At 73.1% G+C, this 16,474-nt stretch carries 10 protein-coding genes, 1 tRNA gene and 1 other RNA gene; 8 read left to right on the top strand and 4 right to left on the bottom strand.

What is annotated here, in order from left to right; translation table 11 throughout:
• Positions 1-32 precede the first annotated feature (32 nt).
• Entirely contained in the window at positions 33-2,729 is a 2,697-nt protein-coding gene (locus ACWD35_RS05180) for a GNAT family N-acetyltransferase (protein ID WP_451349780.1), read from the top strand.
• A 14-nt stretch (positions 2,730-2,743) separates the two neighbouring features.
• Here the strand turns inward: ACWD35_RS05180 and ACWD35_RS05175 are convergent, their stop codons facing one another.
• Complete coding sequence (locus ACWD35_RS05175; protein WP_451349779.1) at positions 2,744-3,604, bottom strand: NAD(P)H-binding protein; 861 nt, start codon at positions 3,602-3,604, stop codon at positions 2,744-2,746.
• Between the two features lie 183 nt (positions 3,605-3,787).
• Here ACWD35_RS05175 and ACWD35_RS05170 point away from each other — a divergent pair, with 183 nt between their 5' ends.
• Positions 3,788-4,675: a LysR family transcriptional regulator gene (locus ACWD35_RS05170; RefSeq protein WP_451349778.1), complete on the top strand. Its 888-nt coding sequence runs from the start codon at positions 3,788-3,790 to the stop codon at positions 4,673-4,675.
• A 99-nt stretch (positions 4,676-4,774) separates the two neighbouring features.
• On the opposite strand, the gene ACWD35_RS05165 is transcribed toward ACWD35_RS05170, so the two are convergent.
• The 3 genes from ACWD35_RS05165 to ACWD35_RS05155 form a co-directional block, all read right to left on the bottom strand.
• Positions 4,775-5,959, bottom strand: coding sequence for a TIGR03118 family protein (locus ACWD35_RS05165; RefSeq protein WP_451349777.1), 1,185 nt, complete (start codon positions 5,957-5,959; stop codon positions 4,775-4,777).
• Between the two features lie 690 nt (positions 5,960-6,649).
• Positions 6,650-7,276, bottom strand: coding sequence for a DUF6313 family protein (locus tag ACWD35_RS05160; protein WP_451349776.1), 627 nt, complete (start codon positions 7,274-7,276; stop codon positions 6,650-6,652).
• 303 nt (positions 7,277-7,579) lie between these two features.
• Positions 7,580-7,667: transfer RNA gene (locus ACWD35_RS05155), tRNA-Ser, on the bottom strand.
• 130 nt (positions 7,668-7,797) lie between these two features.
• On the opposite strand from ACWD35_RS05155, the gene ffs reads away from it, so the two are divergent.
• The 6 genes from ffs to ACWD35_RS05125 all read left to right on the top strand — a co-directional run bounded on the left by ffs (position 7,798) and on the right by ACWD35_RS05125 (position 16,445).
• An RNA gene (ffs, locus tag ACWD35_RS05150) (signal recognition particle sRNA small type) lies at positions 7,798-7,896 on the top strand.
• A gap of 54 nt (positions 7,897-7,950) precedes the next feature.
• Entirely contained in the window at positions 7,951-10,242 is a 2,292-nt protein-coding gene (locus ACWD35_RS05145; RefSeq protein ID WP_451349775.1) for a DNA polymerase III subunit gamma and tau, read from the top strand.
• An 89-nt stretch (positions 10,243-10,331) separates the two neighbouring features.
• On the top strand, positions 10,332-11,618 hold the full coding sequence (gene purD / locus ACWD35_RS05140) for a phosphoribosylamine--glycine ligase (protein ID WP_451349774.1): 1,287 nt from the start codon (positions 10,332-10,334) through the stop codon (positions 11,616-11,618).
• A 313-nt stretch (positions 11,619-11,931) separates the two neighbouring features.
• A complete protein-coding gene (locus ACWD35_RS05135; RefSeq protein ID WP_451349773.1) occupies positions 11,932-13,761 on the top strand; it encodes a hypothetical protein in 1,830 nt (609 codons plus the stop codon).
• Positions 13,762-13,961: 200 nt separating this feature from the next.
• Positions 13,962-15,455 (top strand): N,N-dimethylformamidase beta subunit family domain-containing protein, encoded by a 1,494-nt coding sequence (locus ACWD35_RS05130; protein WP_451349772.1) that lies wholly within the window; start codon positions 13,962-13,964, stop codon positions 15,453-15,455.
• A 90-nt stretch (positions 15,456-15,545) separates the two neighbouring features.
• Positions 15,546-16,445 (top strand): phosphoribosylaminoimidazolesuccinocarboxamide synthase, encoded by a 900-nt coding sequence (locus tag ACWD35_RS05125; protein ID WP_451349771.1) that lies wholly within the window; start codon positions 15,546-15,548, stop codon positions 16,443-16,445.
• Positions 16,446-16,474: the final 29 nt, after the last annotated feature.

Below are 16,474 nucleotides of genomic sequence, written 5' to 3'. Positions count from 1 at the left end.
GCAAGGCTAACCTAATGTAAGGGTTTCCCAGAGTGACCACCGAGACCTACCGCGACGCCTGGGGCATCCCCCACCTGCGCGCGTCCAGCGCCCGCGAACTGGCCCACGCCCAGGGCCGCGTGACCGCCGTGGACCGCGCCTGGCAACTGGAGGTGGAGCGGCACCGCTGCCAGGGCACCACGGCATCCTTCCTCGGCGCCTCCGCCCTGTCCTGGGACGTCTTCGCCCGCCGCGCCCGCCTCGCCGACACCGCGCGGCGCTGCTTCGCGGCCCTGGAGAGCCGGGACCCCGAGACGGCCGCGTGGGTACGGGCGTACGTCGACGGAGTCAACGCGGGCCTGCCCGAAGGCGCTCGCCGCGCCCCGGAGTTCACCCGTACGGGCCTCACCCCCGGCACCTGGGAGCCGTGGACCCCGCTGGGCATCTGGCTCGGCACGCACATCCTGTTCGCGGGCTTCCCGGCCAAGCTGTGGCGCGAGGAGGCGATACGGCACCTGGGCCCCGAGGCGGTCGGCCTGTTCGCCACCGACGGCCCCGGCACGGCGGGCAGCAACGGCTGGCTGCTCTCCGGCGCCCGCACCGACACCGGCCACGCCCTGCTCGCCGGCGACCCGCACCGCTTCATCGAGGACCCCGGCGTCTACCAGCAGATCCGCCTCGCCTGCCCCGAGTTCGACATTCTCGGCCTCGCCGTCCCCGGCGTCCCCGGCATCGCCCACTTCGGCCACACCGGCACGGTCGCCTGGTCCGTCACCAACGCCATGGCCGACTACCAGGACCTCTACCGCGAGCGCCTCCGCCGCACCGGCGCGGGCGTGGAGGCCCTGGGCCCGGACGGCGCCTGGCACCGCGCCACCCGCCACACCGAGACCGTGGAGGTCGCGGGCGAACCTCCCCTGGAACTGGAGCTGATCGAAACGGCCCGGGGGCCGGTGATCGTGGGGGGTCCGGAGGGCCTGGAGGGAGTCGAACCGCAAGCCGCCGACGCCGGTAGCGCCCCGCAGGGGCCACTCCCGCTCGCCCTGCGCCACCCACCGCGCGTCACCGGCGACCTCGGCTTCAGCACCCTCCTCCCCCTCCTCCGCGCCCGCACCGTCGCCGACGTCGACCGGGCCTTCGACACCTGGGCCGAGCCGGTCGACGTCGTGCAGGCCGCCGACGCCGAGGGCGGCCTCCTGCACCGCGTCGCAGGCCGTGTCCCCGTGCGCGCGGCGGCGAACCGCCTCCGGCCGGTCCCCGCCTGGCAGCCCGGCCACGAGTGGCAGGGCTGGCACGAAACGCCGTACGGCACCCTCACCGACGGCGTCGCCGTGATGGCCAACCAGCGCGGCCCCGCCACCCCCCTCGGCGTCGAGTTCGCCCCACCGCACCGCGCCGACCGCATCCGCGCCCTCCTCGACGAGCGCCGCACCTGGTCCGCCGCCGCCCTGCCCGCGATCCACACCGACACCCACCTCGCCTCGGCGGCTCCCCTCCTCGACCACCTCGCCGCCCTGGACGGCCTCACCCCCGAGGCGGCCCGCCTGCGCGAGCGCCTGCTGGCCTGGGACCGCCGCATGGACGCCGACAGCACCGGCGCGGCGGCCTACGCGGCCGTCCGCACCGCCGTCGTACGACATCTCGCCGCGCACCCGGCGTTCGCCGCCCTCACCGCACCGCCCGCCTACCCGGAGATCCTCCAGCCCTGGCTGGCCCTCACCCCCCGCATCGGCTACGCCCTCGAACACCTGCTGCGCGCCGAGGAGTTGTACGGCATCGACCGCCCCGCCGCGGTCCGCGCCGCGCTGGAGGAGGTGGCTGCCGCACCGCCCGCCGGCACCTGGTCCGACAGCCACCGACTCGCCCCCTGGCGGGCGTTGCCGGGGGAGTCGTACGAGGAACCGGGCCTGGCCGGCGACCACGACTGCGTGCTGTGCACCTCGGCCGTCCCCGGCCTCACCGATCTCGCCGCGCGCGGCCCCGCCGCCCGCTACGTCTGGGACCTGTCCCGCCGCGAGAACAGCCGCTGGGTGGTCCCCTTCGGCGCGGACGGCGTACCCGGCGCCCCGCACCACCGCGACCAACTGCCCTTGTGGATCGAGGGAGATCTGGCCCCGGTCGTCACGGACTGGACCCTGCTCACCCACGAACACACGGAGCAGCGAATCGACGGCTACGGCACCGTCCGTATCCGCCCCCTGGACCCGGCGGCCGACGCGCCCGTCGTCCATGCCTGGGTGAGCGAGGAACGCGCCGCGTTCTGGGGCATGAACGGCCTCACCGAGGCCCAAGTCACCGAGATCTACGCCCACATGGCCACCCTCGACACCCACCACGCCCACCTGGTCACCAGGGACGGCGAACCGGCCGCCCTGCTCCAGACGTACGAGCCGGCGGCCGACCGGGTGAGCGAGTGCTATGAGGCCCGCCCCGGCGACATCGGCATCCATCTCCTCCTCGCCCCCGCCGGCCCGGACGGCCCCCGCCCCGGCTGGACGTCCGCGCTGATGACGGCGATCACCCGGTACGCCCTGCTGACCCTGGACCGCCGGCGCATCGTGATCGACCCGGATGTGCGCAACGCCAAGGCGATCGCCCGCTTCGAACGCCAGGGCTTCGAGCGCGGCCCCGAGGCCGTCCTCCCCGAGATCGACCTCCCGGACGTGTACCTACCGCGGAAGCGGGCCCAACTGGCCTTCCTCGCCAGGGAGAAGGCCTTCCCCGGGGCGGGTCGGGGCCGGCATGGGTGAACTCGTCGTCCGGCTCAGGGGCGGAACCCGGCCGCGAACTCCGTCGCGAACTCGGCGAAGGACCGCGCGGGCCGCCCGGTCAGCTTCTCCACGTCCGGGCTGACGGCCGCGGCCCGCCCGGCGGCGTAGAGCCCGTACAACTCGACCATCCCCTCCGCGCGCCAGGGGTCCCACCCGGCGCCCAGCATCCCGGCCAGGGCCGCCTCCGGCGCCGGCGAGGCGTACGCCACCTCGCGCCCGGCGGCGGTGCCGAGCCGCGCGGCGATCTCGGCGTGGGTGAGCGCGGCGGGGCCGGTCAGCGTGTACACCGAGCCCTCGTGCCCCTCGGTGGTCAGCACCTCGACGGCCGCGGCGGCGACGTCACGCGCGTCCACGTACGACACCGCGCCCGCGCCGCCCGGCACCGCGAGCGTGCCGGACCGGACCGCGTCCGCCATGCCCAGGAAGTTCTGGAAGAACCCGTTCGGCGCCAGCACCGTCCAGGGCAGACCGCTGGCCTTCAGATGATCGAGGCCGGCGACGTGCGCGCCCACGAACCGCACACCGTCCGGCCGTTGCTCCAGCCCCGCGGCGCCGTGCAGGACGATGCGCGGGGACCGCCCGCCGCGCACCGCGGCGTCGATCACGTTGCGCTCATGGCCGTCCATCTCCGGATGCACCGCCACCAGCAGGTACACCGCGTCGGCACCCGCCAGCGCGGCGTCCAGCGAGTCCGGGTCGGCGAAGTCGGCGACCACCCGCTCGACCCCCTCGTCCCAGCCCGCGGGCGGCGCCGTCTTTGCCCGGACCAGCGCCCGCACGGCCTCGCCTCGCTCACGCAGGCCGCGGACCACCTGGGAGCCCACGGTGCCGGTGGCGCCTGTAACGACGATCACGAAAGTCTCTCCCGTCGGTTGGACGAAGTCCCGTCGGCTGGACGATTTCAGCCCGGGCAGAAGCCGATCAAGGCCGATTCGGCGCACGACCCATCTGCCACGCTCATCGATCGGCAAAGCCCGCCGGGGCAGCGGCGCGGGTCTGGTAGATCCGGGGGAGGCCGTGACCTGGGGGAGAGCACAGTGGACCTGACCGAGATCGAGACCTTCCTCGTCCTGTCCGAGGAACTGCACTTCGGCCGCACCGCGGAACGCCTGATGCTGTCCCAGTCCCGGGTCAGCCAGCTGATCCGCAATCTCGAACGGCGCATCGGCGCCCCGCTGTTCACCCGCACCAGCCGCCGGGTCGCGCTGACCCCGCTGGGGCAGCACACCCGGGGCACTCTCGGCACCGCCTACACCGGCCTCCGGAAGAGCTTCGAGGAGGCCGTCGCCATCGCCCAGGGCGTGGTCGGCACCCTGCGGGTCGGCTTCCTCGGCTGCCTCAACGGCCCCCCGCTGACCGACCCGGTCACCGCCTTCGGCCGCCGCCACCCGGCCTGCGACATCACGGTGGCCGAGGTGGCGTGGAGCGATGTGTACGGGGCGCTGCGCACCGACGAGATCGACGTCCTGTTCACGCTGCTGCCGCTGGACGAACCGGACCTCAGGGTCGGCACCGTCCTGGTGTCCCACCCCCGCGTCCTGGCCGTCGCGACCGACCACCCGCTGGCGCGGCGGGAGACCGTGGACGTGGAGGAACTGGCGGACTGGGTGGTCCTGGACGGCCCCGCGGAACGCCCCGAGGCGTTCCGGCACGCCATCTGCCCCCCGTTCACCCCCCGCGGCAGGCCTTTGCGCCGGGAACCCGGCGGACGCACCTACCAGGAGGCGCTCCACAGCGTCGCCTCCGGCCGTCTCGTCTGGGCGACCCACGAAGGCCTCTTCCGCCTCTACCGCCACCCCGGCGTCACCCACCGCCCCCTCACCGGCATGGCCCCCGCCAACGGCGCCCTGGTCTGGCGCACGGACACGGAAACGGCGAAGATCCGCGCCTTCACCGCCCTGGCCACGCAGCTGACGGCGTCTTGAACGCTGCGCCCTCCTGCTGCGCGGGCTGAGAGAGGGAGGGAAAGAGGGCTCGCCCGGCGGGTGTACCGCCCGGCGAGCCCTCCGAGGCGCGGCGACGGGTCACTTCGCGGCGCGCAGGGTGCCGAGCAGGCCGTGTTCCTCGTCCTCGATTCCCGCGGCGAACCAGACGCTGTCCTTGCCGCCGGACTGCTTGGTGCCACGCTGCAGACCCCACAAGCCGGGGATCACGATCGGTTCCCCGTTGCGGTCCTTGACCGTGCCCTCGAACCGGCCGGTCTTCAGGTCGAAGACGTTGATGCGGCCGTCTCCGAAATTGCCGACGAGCAGGTCACCGGCGAACTTCCCGAACCCCTTGGGCGCCGTTTCGAGGCCCCAGGGCGAGTTGAGCACACCTTGGCTCGCGAAGCGCCTGAGCAGCTTGCCCTCGGTGCTGAACACGTCGATGAAGCCGTTGCCCGGACCGGCGACGTCGTCCTGCTTCTCGTCGTCCTGCAGGGCGTACGTCACGAAGATCTTGTTGTCGATCCTCTTGATGTCGAACGGCGCGAAGCCTTCCGGGAGGCTCGGGTCCTGGAACCGGTCGTCGGGCGGCAGCAGGTTGAAATCGGTGTCGAAGCTGTCGACGCGGGCGTCACGGAAGTTCGCGACGAGGATGCGCGGCTCGTCGCAGCCGCCCTTCTTGCCCGCCTTCCCCTTCCCGTCGCACCCGAGGCCCTTCTTCTTGCCCGTCACCAGCGCCAGGCCCTTGAAGACGGCGAACGTGCCGTCGCTGGGCTCGAACGCGACCTGGACGGCGCCCGCGCTCACGTCCGGGTTGTACGCGAACAGGGTGCCGCTCTCCCCCGCGAAGAGGAACCGGGCGGGCCCGGACCTCGTGCCCAGGCTGAACTGGAAGTTGTCGGTGTCGTTGCGCACGACCCCGGTCGGAGCGCCGCCGTCGGGGAACGGCACGAGCAGCGGGGTGATGTTGACCGGCTGGTTGCGTACGGCACCCGAGTACGCCGTCGCCCTGTCGAAACCGTTGTCCGAGACGAGGATCTCGCCGGTCCTCTCGGGGACCAGGCCCCAGGGGTTGACCAGGTTCGGGTCGGTCTTCTCCGCCCTGCCCGGGATGTCGGAGACGAGGTCGCGCTCCAGGAAGCCGTGATCGTTCCCGCGCGGGGTGTGCCCCGCCACGGGCGGCGCTGCGGCGGCGAGCGCGCCGACCGTGCCCAGGGCCAGCGCGACCGCCGTCAGTCGTCGCAGGCCGGGGCGGGGTCTACGGGCCGTTGCCTGTGATGCCATCCAGATGCTCCTGTTCCAGTGCGGTCCCGGGTGGGACGAACTGGTAGAAGTCATCTCATATGCCGCAAGCAAGCCCACATCGACACGCGAGGCGCGTCACCCGGCACGCCTGCCTTCGTCGACGCGATCAGGCCGACATACGGCCGACATACGCCAGAGGGCCGGACCGCTTTCGCGGTCCGGCCCTCTGGGCTGGCGGAGGATACGAGATTCGAACTCGTGAGGGGTTGCCCCCAACACGCTTTCCAACTGTCCGCGTGACCGCCCGGGGGCGTTCGCAGGGGTCCGCGGGGCAGGTCAGCGCGAGTGTGCGTACGGCGGTGAACAGCGGTGGCCGTGGGCGTACTGGACAAAGACCAGGACAACGAGCGGCTCAGAACGCGCGCGGTTCATGGTCAGCCCCGCCGTGTTGGCGCACGCCAGGTCCGTGTGGCACCACCAACTTCGGCGGCCAGACTGACATTGTCTGGCACCCGACTCTCTTGGGACGCCGAAGCCAGATCGATGTACATAAGCGCGGCAGCCGAGCTGCCGAGCTGACTTCCGTGACCTTCGACTCCCCAGCGGGCGAGGTGGCGTGCTCCCTCGTCCAGGCCATCCTCGGGAGCGGTAGGAAAGATTTCGCGCAGGGCAGCGCGAGCGATCTCCACGGCGCTTCGTGTCTGCATCGTTAGGGTCCTTACTGCAGGGTCACGGGTGGTTGGCGCGGGCGGTGCACACGAGGCACTTGTCCTGGTAGCCGGTCATCCACATCACCGCGCGGGCGAAGCTCTCGGCGGATTCGAGTGCCTCGGTGCGGTCCAGTTCAGCGAGTTCGACCGTGCAGAGCACGTCCCGGACCAGGACCTCCCAGTGGTCCTGGGCCTTCTTCCAGTCTCCCCGGTGGGCCCGCCTCACATAACGGTCCAGGAACTCCTGGTCCACCGCGCTCTTCAGGTGCAGTGACTCGAGAAAGGTGATCCTTCCCGGCAACTTGAGCCGACGGCCGAGGCCCCTTTGCTGAAAGAGGTGATTGGTGGCGATCTCCTTGACCCGCTGCATCCGGGCAGCGATCACATGACCGGCCACTCCACCGATGAGGGCGGGCACCAGCAGCCAGCCGAGTATCGACGCGCCCCAGGACGATTCGTGCACGGGCGGGTCGATGAGCGTGAACGCCCTGTAGATGCCGCTCCAACCCTTTTCGGATCGGCTGGCACCGAATACCCAGACGAACCCGATGACCAGGGCGATCGGTATACCCCAGTCGATGAACCACTGCGTGACGCCCGACAACGCCTTGCGTGAGCGAAACGTACGCCGTATCCACACCGCCACGGACTGCCCCCGCGGCGGTGGCAAAGATGGCGGCAGAGGCGGCTGAGGTGATGGCGGCAACGGAAGCCCTCCAAGGAGGCGACAGGGCTCGGTCACCGCAAGTGACGCTTTCATGCAGTCCGTGGTTGCCTCCGATGGGGACTTGGACTTGCAGGAAGCTTGGGATCCTCTAGCTGGTGCGGGTATCGGAAGCTCCTCAGGACCCTCACCACCCACATCGTCGATGCGCCACGAGGCGTGAGGACAACGTCGAAGGGCCCCCTGTTTCCAGGGGGCCCTTCGACAACGTGCCCGGTGAGGCACTGGCGGAGGATACGAGATTCGAACTCGTGAGGGGTTGCCCCCAACACGCTTTCCAAGCGTGCGCCCTAGGCCTCTAGGCGAATCCTCCGCTGGGAACATTACATGACCGAGGGGAGTGCTCGCGAACTCGTTCCCGCAGGCCCGGCTCGGCTCCGGATCGGGTCCGGATCGGGTCCGCATCGCGTTACTGCCCGCGGGCCGCGATCGGGTACTGTGGGCGCAGCCCCTCACGTGGCGCTATCTGACTGAACTCCCCCAGGGCCGGAAGGCAGCAAGGGTAGGTCGGCTCTGGCGGGTGCGTGGGGGGCGCTTGCGTTTCCGGGGTCTGTGGCCGGGACCGGTTGTCAGTGGGCGCCTATAACCTCGTATGCGTGTCGTCTCTCGCGTTGTACCGCCGCTACCGCCCGGAGACCTTCGCGGAGGTCATCGGGCAGGAGCATGTCACCGACCCGCTGCAGCAGGCGCTGCGGAACAACCGGGTCAATCACGCGTACCTGTTCAGCGGGCCGCGCGGCTGCGGCAAGACGACCAGCGCGCGGATCCTCGCCCGCTGCCTGAACTGTGAGCAAGGTCCCACTCCGACGCCCTGCGGGGAGTGCCAGTCCTGCCAGGACCTGGCCAGGAACGGCCCGGGGTCCATCGACGTCATCGAGATCGACGCCGCCTCGCACGGTGGCGTGGACGACGCCCGTGAGCTGCGCGAGAAGGCCTTCTTCGGCCCCGCCTCCAGCCGGTACAAGATCTACATCATCGACGAGGCCCACATGGTCACGTCGGCCGGCTTCAACGCGCTGCTCAAGGTCGTCGAGGAGCCGCCGGAGCATCTGAAGTTCATCTTCGCCACCACCGAGCCCGAGAAGGTCATCGGGACGATCCGGTCGCGTACGCACCACTATCCGTTCCGGCTCGTGCCGCCCGGCACCCTCCGCGAGTACCTCGCCGAGGTGTGCCGGCGGGAGAACATCCCCGTCGAAGAGGGCGTGCTCCCGCTCGTCGTACGCGCCGGTGCCGGGTCCGTGCGTGACTCCATGTCCGTCATGGACCAGCTCCTCGCCGGTGCGCGAGAGGAGGGTGTGACATATGCCATGGCCACCTCCCTCCTCGGCTACACCGACGGGTCCCTGCTCGACTCCGTCGTCGAGGCCTTCGCCACCGGTGACGGCGCCGTCGCCTTCGAGGTCGTCGACCGTGTCATCGAGGGCGGCAACGACCCGCGTCGGTTCGTCGCCGACCTGCTGGAGCGGCTGCGCGACCTGGTGATCCTCGCCGCCGTTCCGGACGCCGTGGACAAGGGGCTCCTCGACGCCCCCGCCGACGTCCTGGAGCGCATGCAGGCCCAGGCCGGCACCTTCGGCCCCGCCGAGCTGGGCCGCGCCGCCGACCTCGTCAACGCGGGCCTCACCGAGATGCGCGGCGCCACCTCGCCCCGCCTCCAGCTGGAACTCATCTGCGCCCGCGTGCTGCTCCCCGCCGCCTACGGCGACGAGCGCTCCGTCATGGCCCGCCTCGACCGCCTGGAGCGCGGCGTCAGCTTCTCCGCCGGTGCCGGCGCACCCGCCATGGACTACGTCCCGGGACCTGGGGCCCATGGCGGCGGTGGGGATCCGGCCGGCGGTGGCGTGGCTGCCGGCGGCGGTCCCGCGGCAGCCCGCGCGGCCGTACGGGCTTCGGGCGCGCCGAGCGCCGGTGGTGGTCCGGGTGCCGGCCAGGGGGCAGGCGCCCCGGCGGCTACGTCGCCCGCGCCCGCCCCGGCGACCCCTGCTCCGACCCCCGCTCCGGCACCTGCTGCCCCGGCAGCACCCGCGCCTGCGGTGGCTCAGGCACCGGCCCCCTCTCCGGCGACCCCCGTGGCCCCCGAAGCTCCCGCCGCCCCGGCCCCGGGTGCCTGGCCCGCCGCCGCCCCGGCCGGCGGCGGCCGACGCCCCGGCGGCTGGCCCACGGCCGCCGCCCCGGCCGGCCAGGGACAGGGGCAAGGGCCAGGTCAGGCGGGCTCCGGCCAGCCGCAGCAGCGGGCCGCGGCCCCTGCCCCGGCCGCCCCCTCCACCCCGCCTCAGGCTCCGGCTCAGGCCCCGGCTCCGGCAGCCGCCCCCGCCGGTGGCCTCGACCCCCGCATGCTCTGGCCGAACATCCTGGAGGCCGTCAAGAACCGCCGCCGCTTCACCTGGATCCTGCTCAGCCAGAACGCCCACGTGGCCGGATTCGACGGCACCACCCTCCAGCTCGGGTTCGTCAACGCCGGTGCCCGCGACAACTTCGCGAGCAGCGGCAGCGAGGACGTGCTGCGACAGGCGCTGGCCGAGCAGTTCAACGTGCAGTGGAAGATCGAGGCGGTCGTCGACCCGTCGGGCGGCGGCTCCGCGCCCATGCCGTCCGGCGGCCCCTCGGGCTACGGCGGCGCACCCGCCGGCGGCTACGGCGCCCCCGCCGCCCCTCGCCCCGCCCCGCAGCCCACCCCGGCGCCCGCCGCCCCCCAGGGCAGCGCCCCGGCACCGGCCACCCCTGCCCCGCAGCCCGCCTCGGCGCCCGAGCCGCCCCCCGTCGCCCCCGAGGACGACATCCCCGAGGACGACGACCCCGACCTGGACGAGTCGGCCCTGTCCGGCCACGAACTGATCGTGCGGGAGCTGGGCGCGACCGTGGTGGAGGAGCTCTCCAACGAGTGAGGGGGGCACCGGCTGTTCCCTGCCTTCGTAGGAACCCACAGGATCCCCGGCCCCCGGCCTTCGGCAACCTTGCCATTAGGCTGAACCCCGTGAAGGTCCTCGTCATCGGCAGCGGCGCCCGCGAACACGCCCTGTGCCGCTCCCTGTCCCTCGACTCCGACGTCAGCGCGCTGTACTGCGCCCCCGGCAACGCCGGCATCGCCGAGGTCGCCGAGCTGCGCCAGGTCGACCCGCTCGACGGCGCGGCCGTGGCCACGCTGGCCACCGGCCTCGGCGCCGACCTGGTCGTGGTCGGCCCGGAGGCCCCGCTGGTCGCCGGTGTGGCCGACGCCGTGCGCGAGGTGGGCATCCCGGTGTTCGGCCCCTCCGGCGAGGCGGCGCAGCTCGAGGGCTCCAAGGCCTTCGCCAAGGACGTCATGGCCCGGGCCGGCGTGCCGACCGCGCGGTCGTACGTCTGCACCACGCCGGAGGAGGCCGCCGCGGCCCTCGACGCCTTCGGCGCCCCCTACGTCGTCAAGGACGACGGACTCGCCGCCGGCAAGGGCGTGGTCGTCACCTCCGACCTGGAGGCCGCCAAGGCCCACGCGGCCGGGTGCGAGCGCGTCGTCATCGAGGAGTTCCTCGACGGCCCCGAGGTGTCCCTCTTCGCCATCACCGACGGACAGACCGTCGTCCCGCTGCAGCCCGCCCAGGACTTCAAGCGGGCCCTGGACGGCGACGAGGGCCCGAACACGGGCGGCATGGGCGCGTACTCGCCGCTGCCGTGGGCCGACCCGAAGCTGGTCGAAGAGGTGCTGGAGACGGTGCTCCAGCCGACCGTGGACGAGCTGCGCCGCCGCGGCACGCCCTTCTCCGGTCTGCTCTACGCCGGGCTCGCGATCACCTCGCGCGGTGTCCGGGTCATCGAGTTCAACGCCCGCTTCGGCGACCCCGAGACCCAGGTCGTGCTGGCCCGCCTGAAGACCCCGCTGGCCGGTGTCCTGCTCTCCGCCGCGAACGGCACCCTCGACGTCCTGGAGCCGCTGCGCTGGAGCGAGGACGCGGCCGTCACCGTCGTCGTCGCCTCGCACAACTACCCCGGCACGCCGCGCACCGGCGACCCGATCACCGGCCTGGGCGAGGTCGCGTCCGAGGACGCCCCGCACGCGTACGTGCTGCACGCCGGGACGAGGCAGGACGGCGACGCGGTCGTCAGCGCGGGCGGGCGTGTGCTGTCCGTCACGGCGACCGGCCAGGACCTGACCCAGGCCCGCGAGCGGGCGTACCGGGCCGTGGGCCGCATCCGCCTGGACGGCTCGCAGCACCGCACGGACATCGCGGCGAAGGCGGCCGAGACGGCTGGGGCGACCGGGACGGCCGAGTCGGCTGAGGCGTAAAACCGCCGGTCAAGCACGCCAACAAGCACGCCAAACGCGCCAGGCCCCGGACGAACATCCGGGGCCTGGCGCGTTTGGTGCGTTATCCGGGGCCTGATCCTCGCTGTCTGTCACCCACCTCTGACCAAAGCCATTCCATCGGGTGAGCAATCTTCCATACGGCTGACGGGGGCCGGGGCCCCAACTATGGTGCCGCGCAAGCGTTCCGGCACTTGGCCCACCGACATTGCGATGTCAGCGACGGGTGCCACAGTGGGGGAGTGAGCAACGCCAGGACGGCATCGGATCGGCAAGGAGGGGGCGAAGGCCGCTCGTGACCGGAATCGGAGTGGAGACGGGCGCGCAGGCCGCGCGTTCCCGGGCCCTGGCCGTGCTGCGTGTCCGCGGCCGGGCGCTGGGTGTGGCCCTGCTGCCCGCAGCCGCCGCGGTGATCCTGCTGACCGGCGGCTCCACCGGGCACTTCGTCGGCCGGGGCTGGGACACCGCCCGCTGGGTCGTGGGCGTGCTCGCCGTGCTGGTGCTGCTGGCCGCCGCCGGCATCGCCCTGGTCGTGGCCCGAGCCCGGCCCGCCGTCAGCCCCACGGTCCCGATCCCGGAGCGGTCCGCCCCGGACCTGTACCGGATGGTGCGCGACCTCGCGGACCGCCTGGACGTCCCGGCGCCGTCCGCCATAGCCCTCACCCCGGACTGCGACAGCTGGCTGGAGGACCGCACCCACCCGGCCCACGCCCCGCCCCCGCGCCCCGCGCACGACGAGATAGCGGGGCCCGGGCGCCGCGCCCAGGCCCGCACGGCCACCGCCCCGGTCCTCGTCATCGGCTCCCCGTTCCTGTGGTGGATGCGGGTCGGCGAGCTGCGCGCGGTCCTCGCGCCGGTCGTCGCCGGTACGGGCCCCTCCGCGCATCCGGACATAGCCGCCGCCCGCCGCTTCGTCCGCGGGCTGGACGCGGCCGTGGCCGTAGCCGCGGCCCCCGGCCGCCGCCCGCCGGCCCGCTGGGTGTGCGCGGCCGTCGGCGCGGTGGCCCGGCTGCTGCTGCGCGGCTGCCGGGAGCACGCGGCGCAGATGGAGCGCGGGGTCGCCGCCGCCGCGGCCGAGCGCGCGCAGGCGGTGGACTACGGCCTGCGGATCGTCGCCCAGGAGCAGGTCGGGCTGGCGTACGCCGGCTGGGACCGGCTGCTGACCAGGGTGGCGCTGCCCGCCTGGCGCATGGGCCGCTGGCCGGCCCGGCTGGACGCCGGCGTGGTGGCCGCGCTCACCGAGCTGTCCCGGCGCGACCGGCTCGCCGAGGGCTTCGCCTCCCGTCTCGGCGAACGGCCCGCGTGCGACCTGCTGGAGGAGCCGGGCGCGGTGGACGAGGCCGTCTCCCTGCTCGCCGCCCGCCTCTTCCACGGCGGCCCCGCCGAGCCCGGCCGGGACTGGGCGCCGGTGGACTGGCAGGCCTATCCGGAGGAGGTCGTGGACCGCACCTGGCGCGCCCACGCGGCCCGTCTGCACCGCGTCCTGGACTCCCTCGGCGTCCGCCCCTCCCCCGACCCCACGGCCCCCGACCCGGGCGGTGCCACCCTGGCCCGCGTCCTGGACCACCTCACGGAACCCGCCCCCGGCCCCGCCGTCCACGAGCACCCCGGGGACGAGGCCGCCGCCGACGAGACCGACGGGGCCAAGGAGACCGCCGAGACCGACGAGGCGTACGACCACGACGAGGCGTACGACGGGGACGACGGCGAGTGCTCCGACCCCGGCACCGAGCGCAGCGCCGCCCTCGCCGCCGGGCTGAGTGCCGCGCTGGCCCGCGAGGAGGCCGTCGCGCCGAGCGGCGCCACCGCACCCGGGCAGGGCCCCGGCGGCTCCCTGTGGGACGACGGCGCCCTCCCGCTGTTCCCGCTCCAGACCCCGCGCACCGCCCGTGAACTCCTCGCCGACCACGTGACCGCGCTGGTGTGCTGCGCGGCCGTCGACACCGCCGGCGCGGCCCCCGGCCTGGACTGGCTCGACGGCCCGGCGCTGCTGCTGGACGGCGAGCGGGCCGCCGACCTGATGCCCAGGGTCCTCAGCCTGATCGAGGAGGGAGACCCGGGCCCGCTGCACGACTGGCTGGCCGCGTCCGGCATACGCCCGGAGAAGCCGGTGCGTCTCGTCTGACCCGCCCTGAGCCGCGTAGGCGGAGTGGTGACTTCCAATTCCGGTCAATTCGCAACGAATAGTGACCGTACCCGTGCGTTATGTGATGTGCTGGGACCGACCACGCACCTGGCAAAGGCTTGCGACATACGACAGCGCGACCCAACACAGCACCGAGCCAGCACACGAGCACACGGGGGCATGAGGGAGGGGAAGCCGCCATGGCCTCGGACCACATCCGCCGCTGGGAGTCCGGAGCGCTCGCGCACGCCGTCACAGACCCCTTCGGCCAGGGCCCGGTGCCCTGGCTGCGCGGCAGCGAGACGTACTTCGACGACACCGGCCACGTCGTCCCCTGGTACGTCGACCCGAACCCGCAGCAGCTCACGGGTGACCACCCGCGCGTGCCCGTGCCGCGCAGCGCCCCCGGACCGCGCTCGGCCGACGACGTGCACCGCCAGATCAAGGGCTTCACGGCGACCGGCACCGTCCGGCCCGGCGAGGCGATCGACTTCCACATCACGGTCGACCCGCCGCAGGAGTTCGCCGTCGACGTCTACCGGATCGGCCACTACGGCGGCGACGGCGCCGCCAAGATCACCACCAGCCCCCGGCTCTCGGGCATCGTCCAGCCCCCGCCGCTGACCGCCGACCGCACCGTCTCCTGCCACCACTGGTGGCTGTCCTGGCGCCTCCAGGTGCCCTCCTACTGGAGCATCGGCGCCTACGTGGCCGTCCTCACCACCGCCGACGGCTACCGCTCCCACGTGCCGTTCACGGTCCGCGACGACCACCCCGCCGACCTGCTCCTGCTGCTGCCCGACATCACCTGGCAGGCGTACAACCTCTACCCGGAGGACGGCCACACAGGCGCCAGCCTCTACCACGCCTGGGACGAGAAGGGGCGGCTGCTCGGCGAGGCCGACGCGGCGACCACCGTCTCCTTCGACCGCCCGTACGCGGGCGCGGGCCTGCCCCTGCACGTCGGCCACGCCTACGACTTCATCCGCTGGGCCGAGCGCTACGGCTACGACCTCGCCTACGCCGACGCCCGCGATCTGCACGCCGGCCGCGTCGACCTCACCCGCTACCGGGGCCTGGTCTTCCCCGGCCACGACGAGTACTGGTCGACGGCGATGCGCCGCGCGGTCGAGCAGGCCCGCGACCACGGCACCTCGCTGGTCTTCCTGTCCGCCAACACCATGTACTGGCACGTGGAGTTGGGACCCTCCCCGTCCGGCGCCCCCGACCGGCTGCTGACCTGCCGCAAGCGCAAGGGCCCCGGCAGGCCGGTGCTGTGGCGCGAGATCGACCGGCCCGAGCAGCGGCTGATCGGCATCCAGTACGCGGGCCGGGTGCCCGAGCCGCACCCGCTGATCGTCCGCAACGCGGGCCACTGGCTGTGGGAGGCCACCGGCGCGCACGACGGCGACGCGATCGAGGGCCTGGTCGCCGGCGAGGCCGACCGGTACTTCCCGCGCACCCCGCTGCCCGCGCACGAAGAACGGATCCTGCTCTCCCACTCCCCCTACACCGACACCGCCGGCACCCAGCGCCACCAGGAGACCTCCCTCTACCGCGCCCCCTCCGGCGCCTGGGTGTTCGCCTCCGGCACCTTCGCCTGGTCCCCGGCCCTGGACCGCCCCGGCCACCAGGACCCCCGGATCCAGCGGGCGACGGCGAATCTGCTGGACCGCATCTGCAAACGCGACTGACCGTCGCAGAGGTCACCGGCCCCCTGGCCGAAACCGATCGCCCGTATAAGGGAGAATCGAGGCACTTGGACAGAACCACGGGGAGGAACCGTGTCCGGATTCGTAGAAAAGCCCGAGCCGATCGAGGTTCCGGGCCTGGTGCACCTGCACACCGGAAAGGTGCGCGAGTTGTACCAGAACGAGGCGGGCGACCTCGTGATGGTCGCCAGCGACCGCATGTCCGCCTACGACTGGGTGCTGCCCACGGAGATCCCGGACAAGGGCCGCGTGCTCACCCAGCTCTCCCTGTGGTGGTTCGACCAGCTGCGCGACCTGGTCCCCAACCACGTCCTCAGCACCGAGCTGCCCGAGGGCGCCCCCGCCGACTGGCAGGGCCGCACGCTCATCTGCAAGTCCCTGAAGATGGTCCCGGTCGAGTGCGTGGCCCGCGGCTACCTCACCGGCTCCGGCCTGCTCGAGTACAACGAGTCCCGCACCGTCTGCGGCCTCGCCCTCCCCGAGGGCCTGGTCGACGGCTCCGAACTCCCCGGCCCGATCTTCACTCCGGCCACCAAGGCCGAGGTCGGCGAGCACGACGAGAACGTCTCCTACGAGGAGGTCGCCCGCCAGGTCGGCGCGGAGACCGCCGCCCAGCTGCGCCAGGCGACCCTCGCGGTGTACTCCCGCGCCCGGGACATCGCCCGCGAGCGGGGGATCATCCTGGCCGACACCAAGTTCGAGTTCGGCTTCGAGGGCGACACGCTCGTCATCGCCGACGAGGTCCTCACCCCGGACTCCTCCCGCTTCTGGCCGGCCGACCAGTGGCAGCCGGGCCGCACGCAGCCGTCGTACGACAAGCAGTTCGTGCGGAACTGGCTGACCTCGGCCGAGTCGGGCTGGGACCGCAAGAGCGAGCAGCCCCCGCCGGCGCTGCCCGAGCAGGTCGTCGCGGCGACCCGGCAGAAGTACGTGGAGGCGTACGAGCGGCTCACGGGCGTCAGCTGGAGCTGAGGCACGAGAAAGGCCCCGGTCGATGACCG

The organism is Streptomyces sp. NPDC002671, from assembly GCF_053592475.1.
This window is presented reverse-complemented; position numbering and strand designations above follow the sequence as displayed.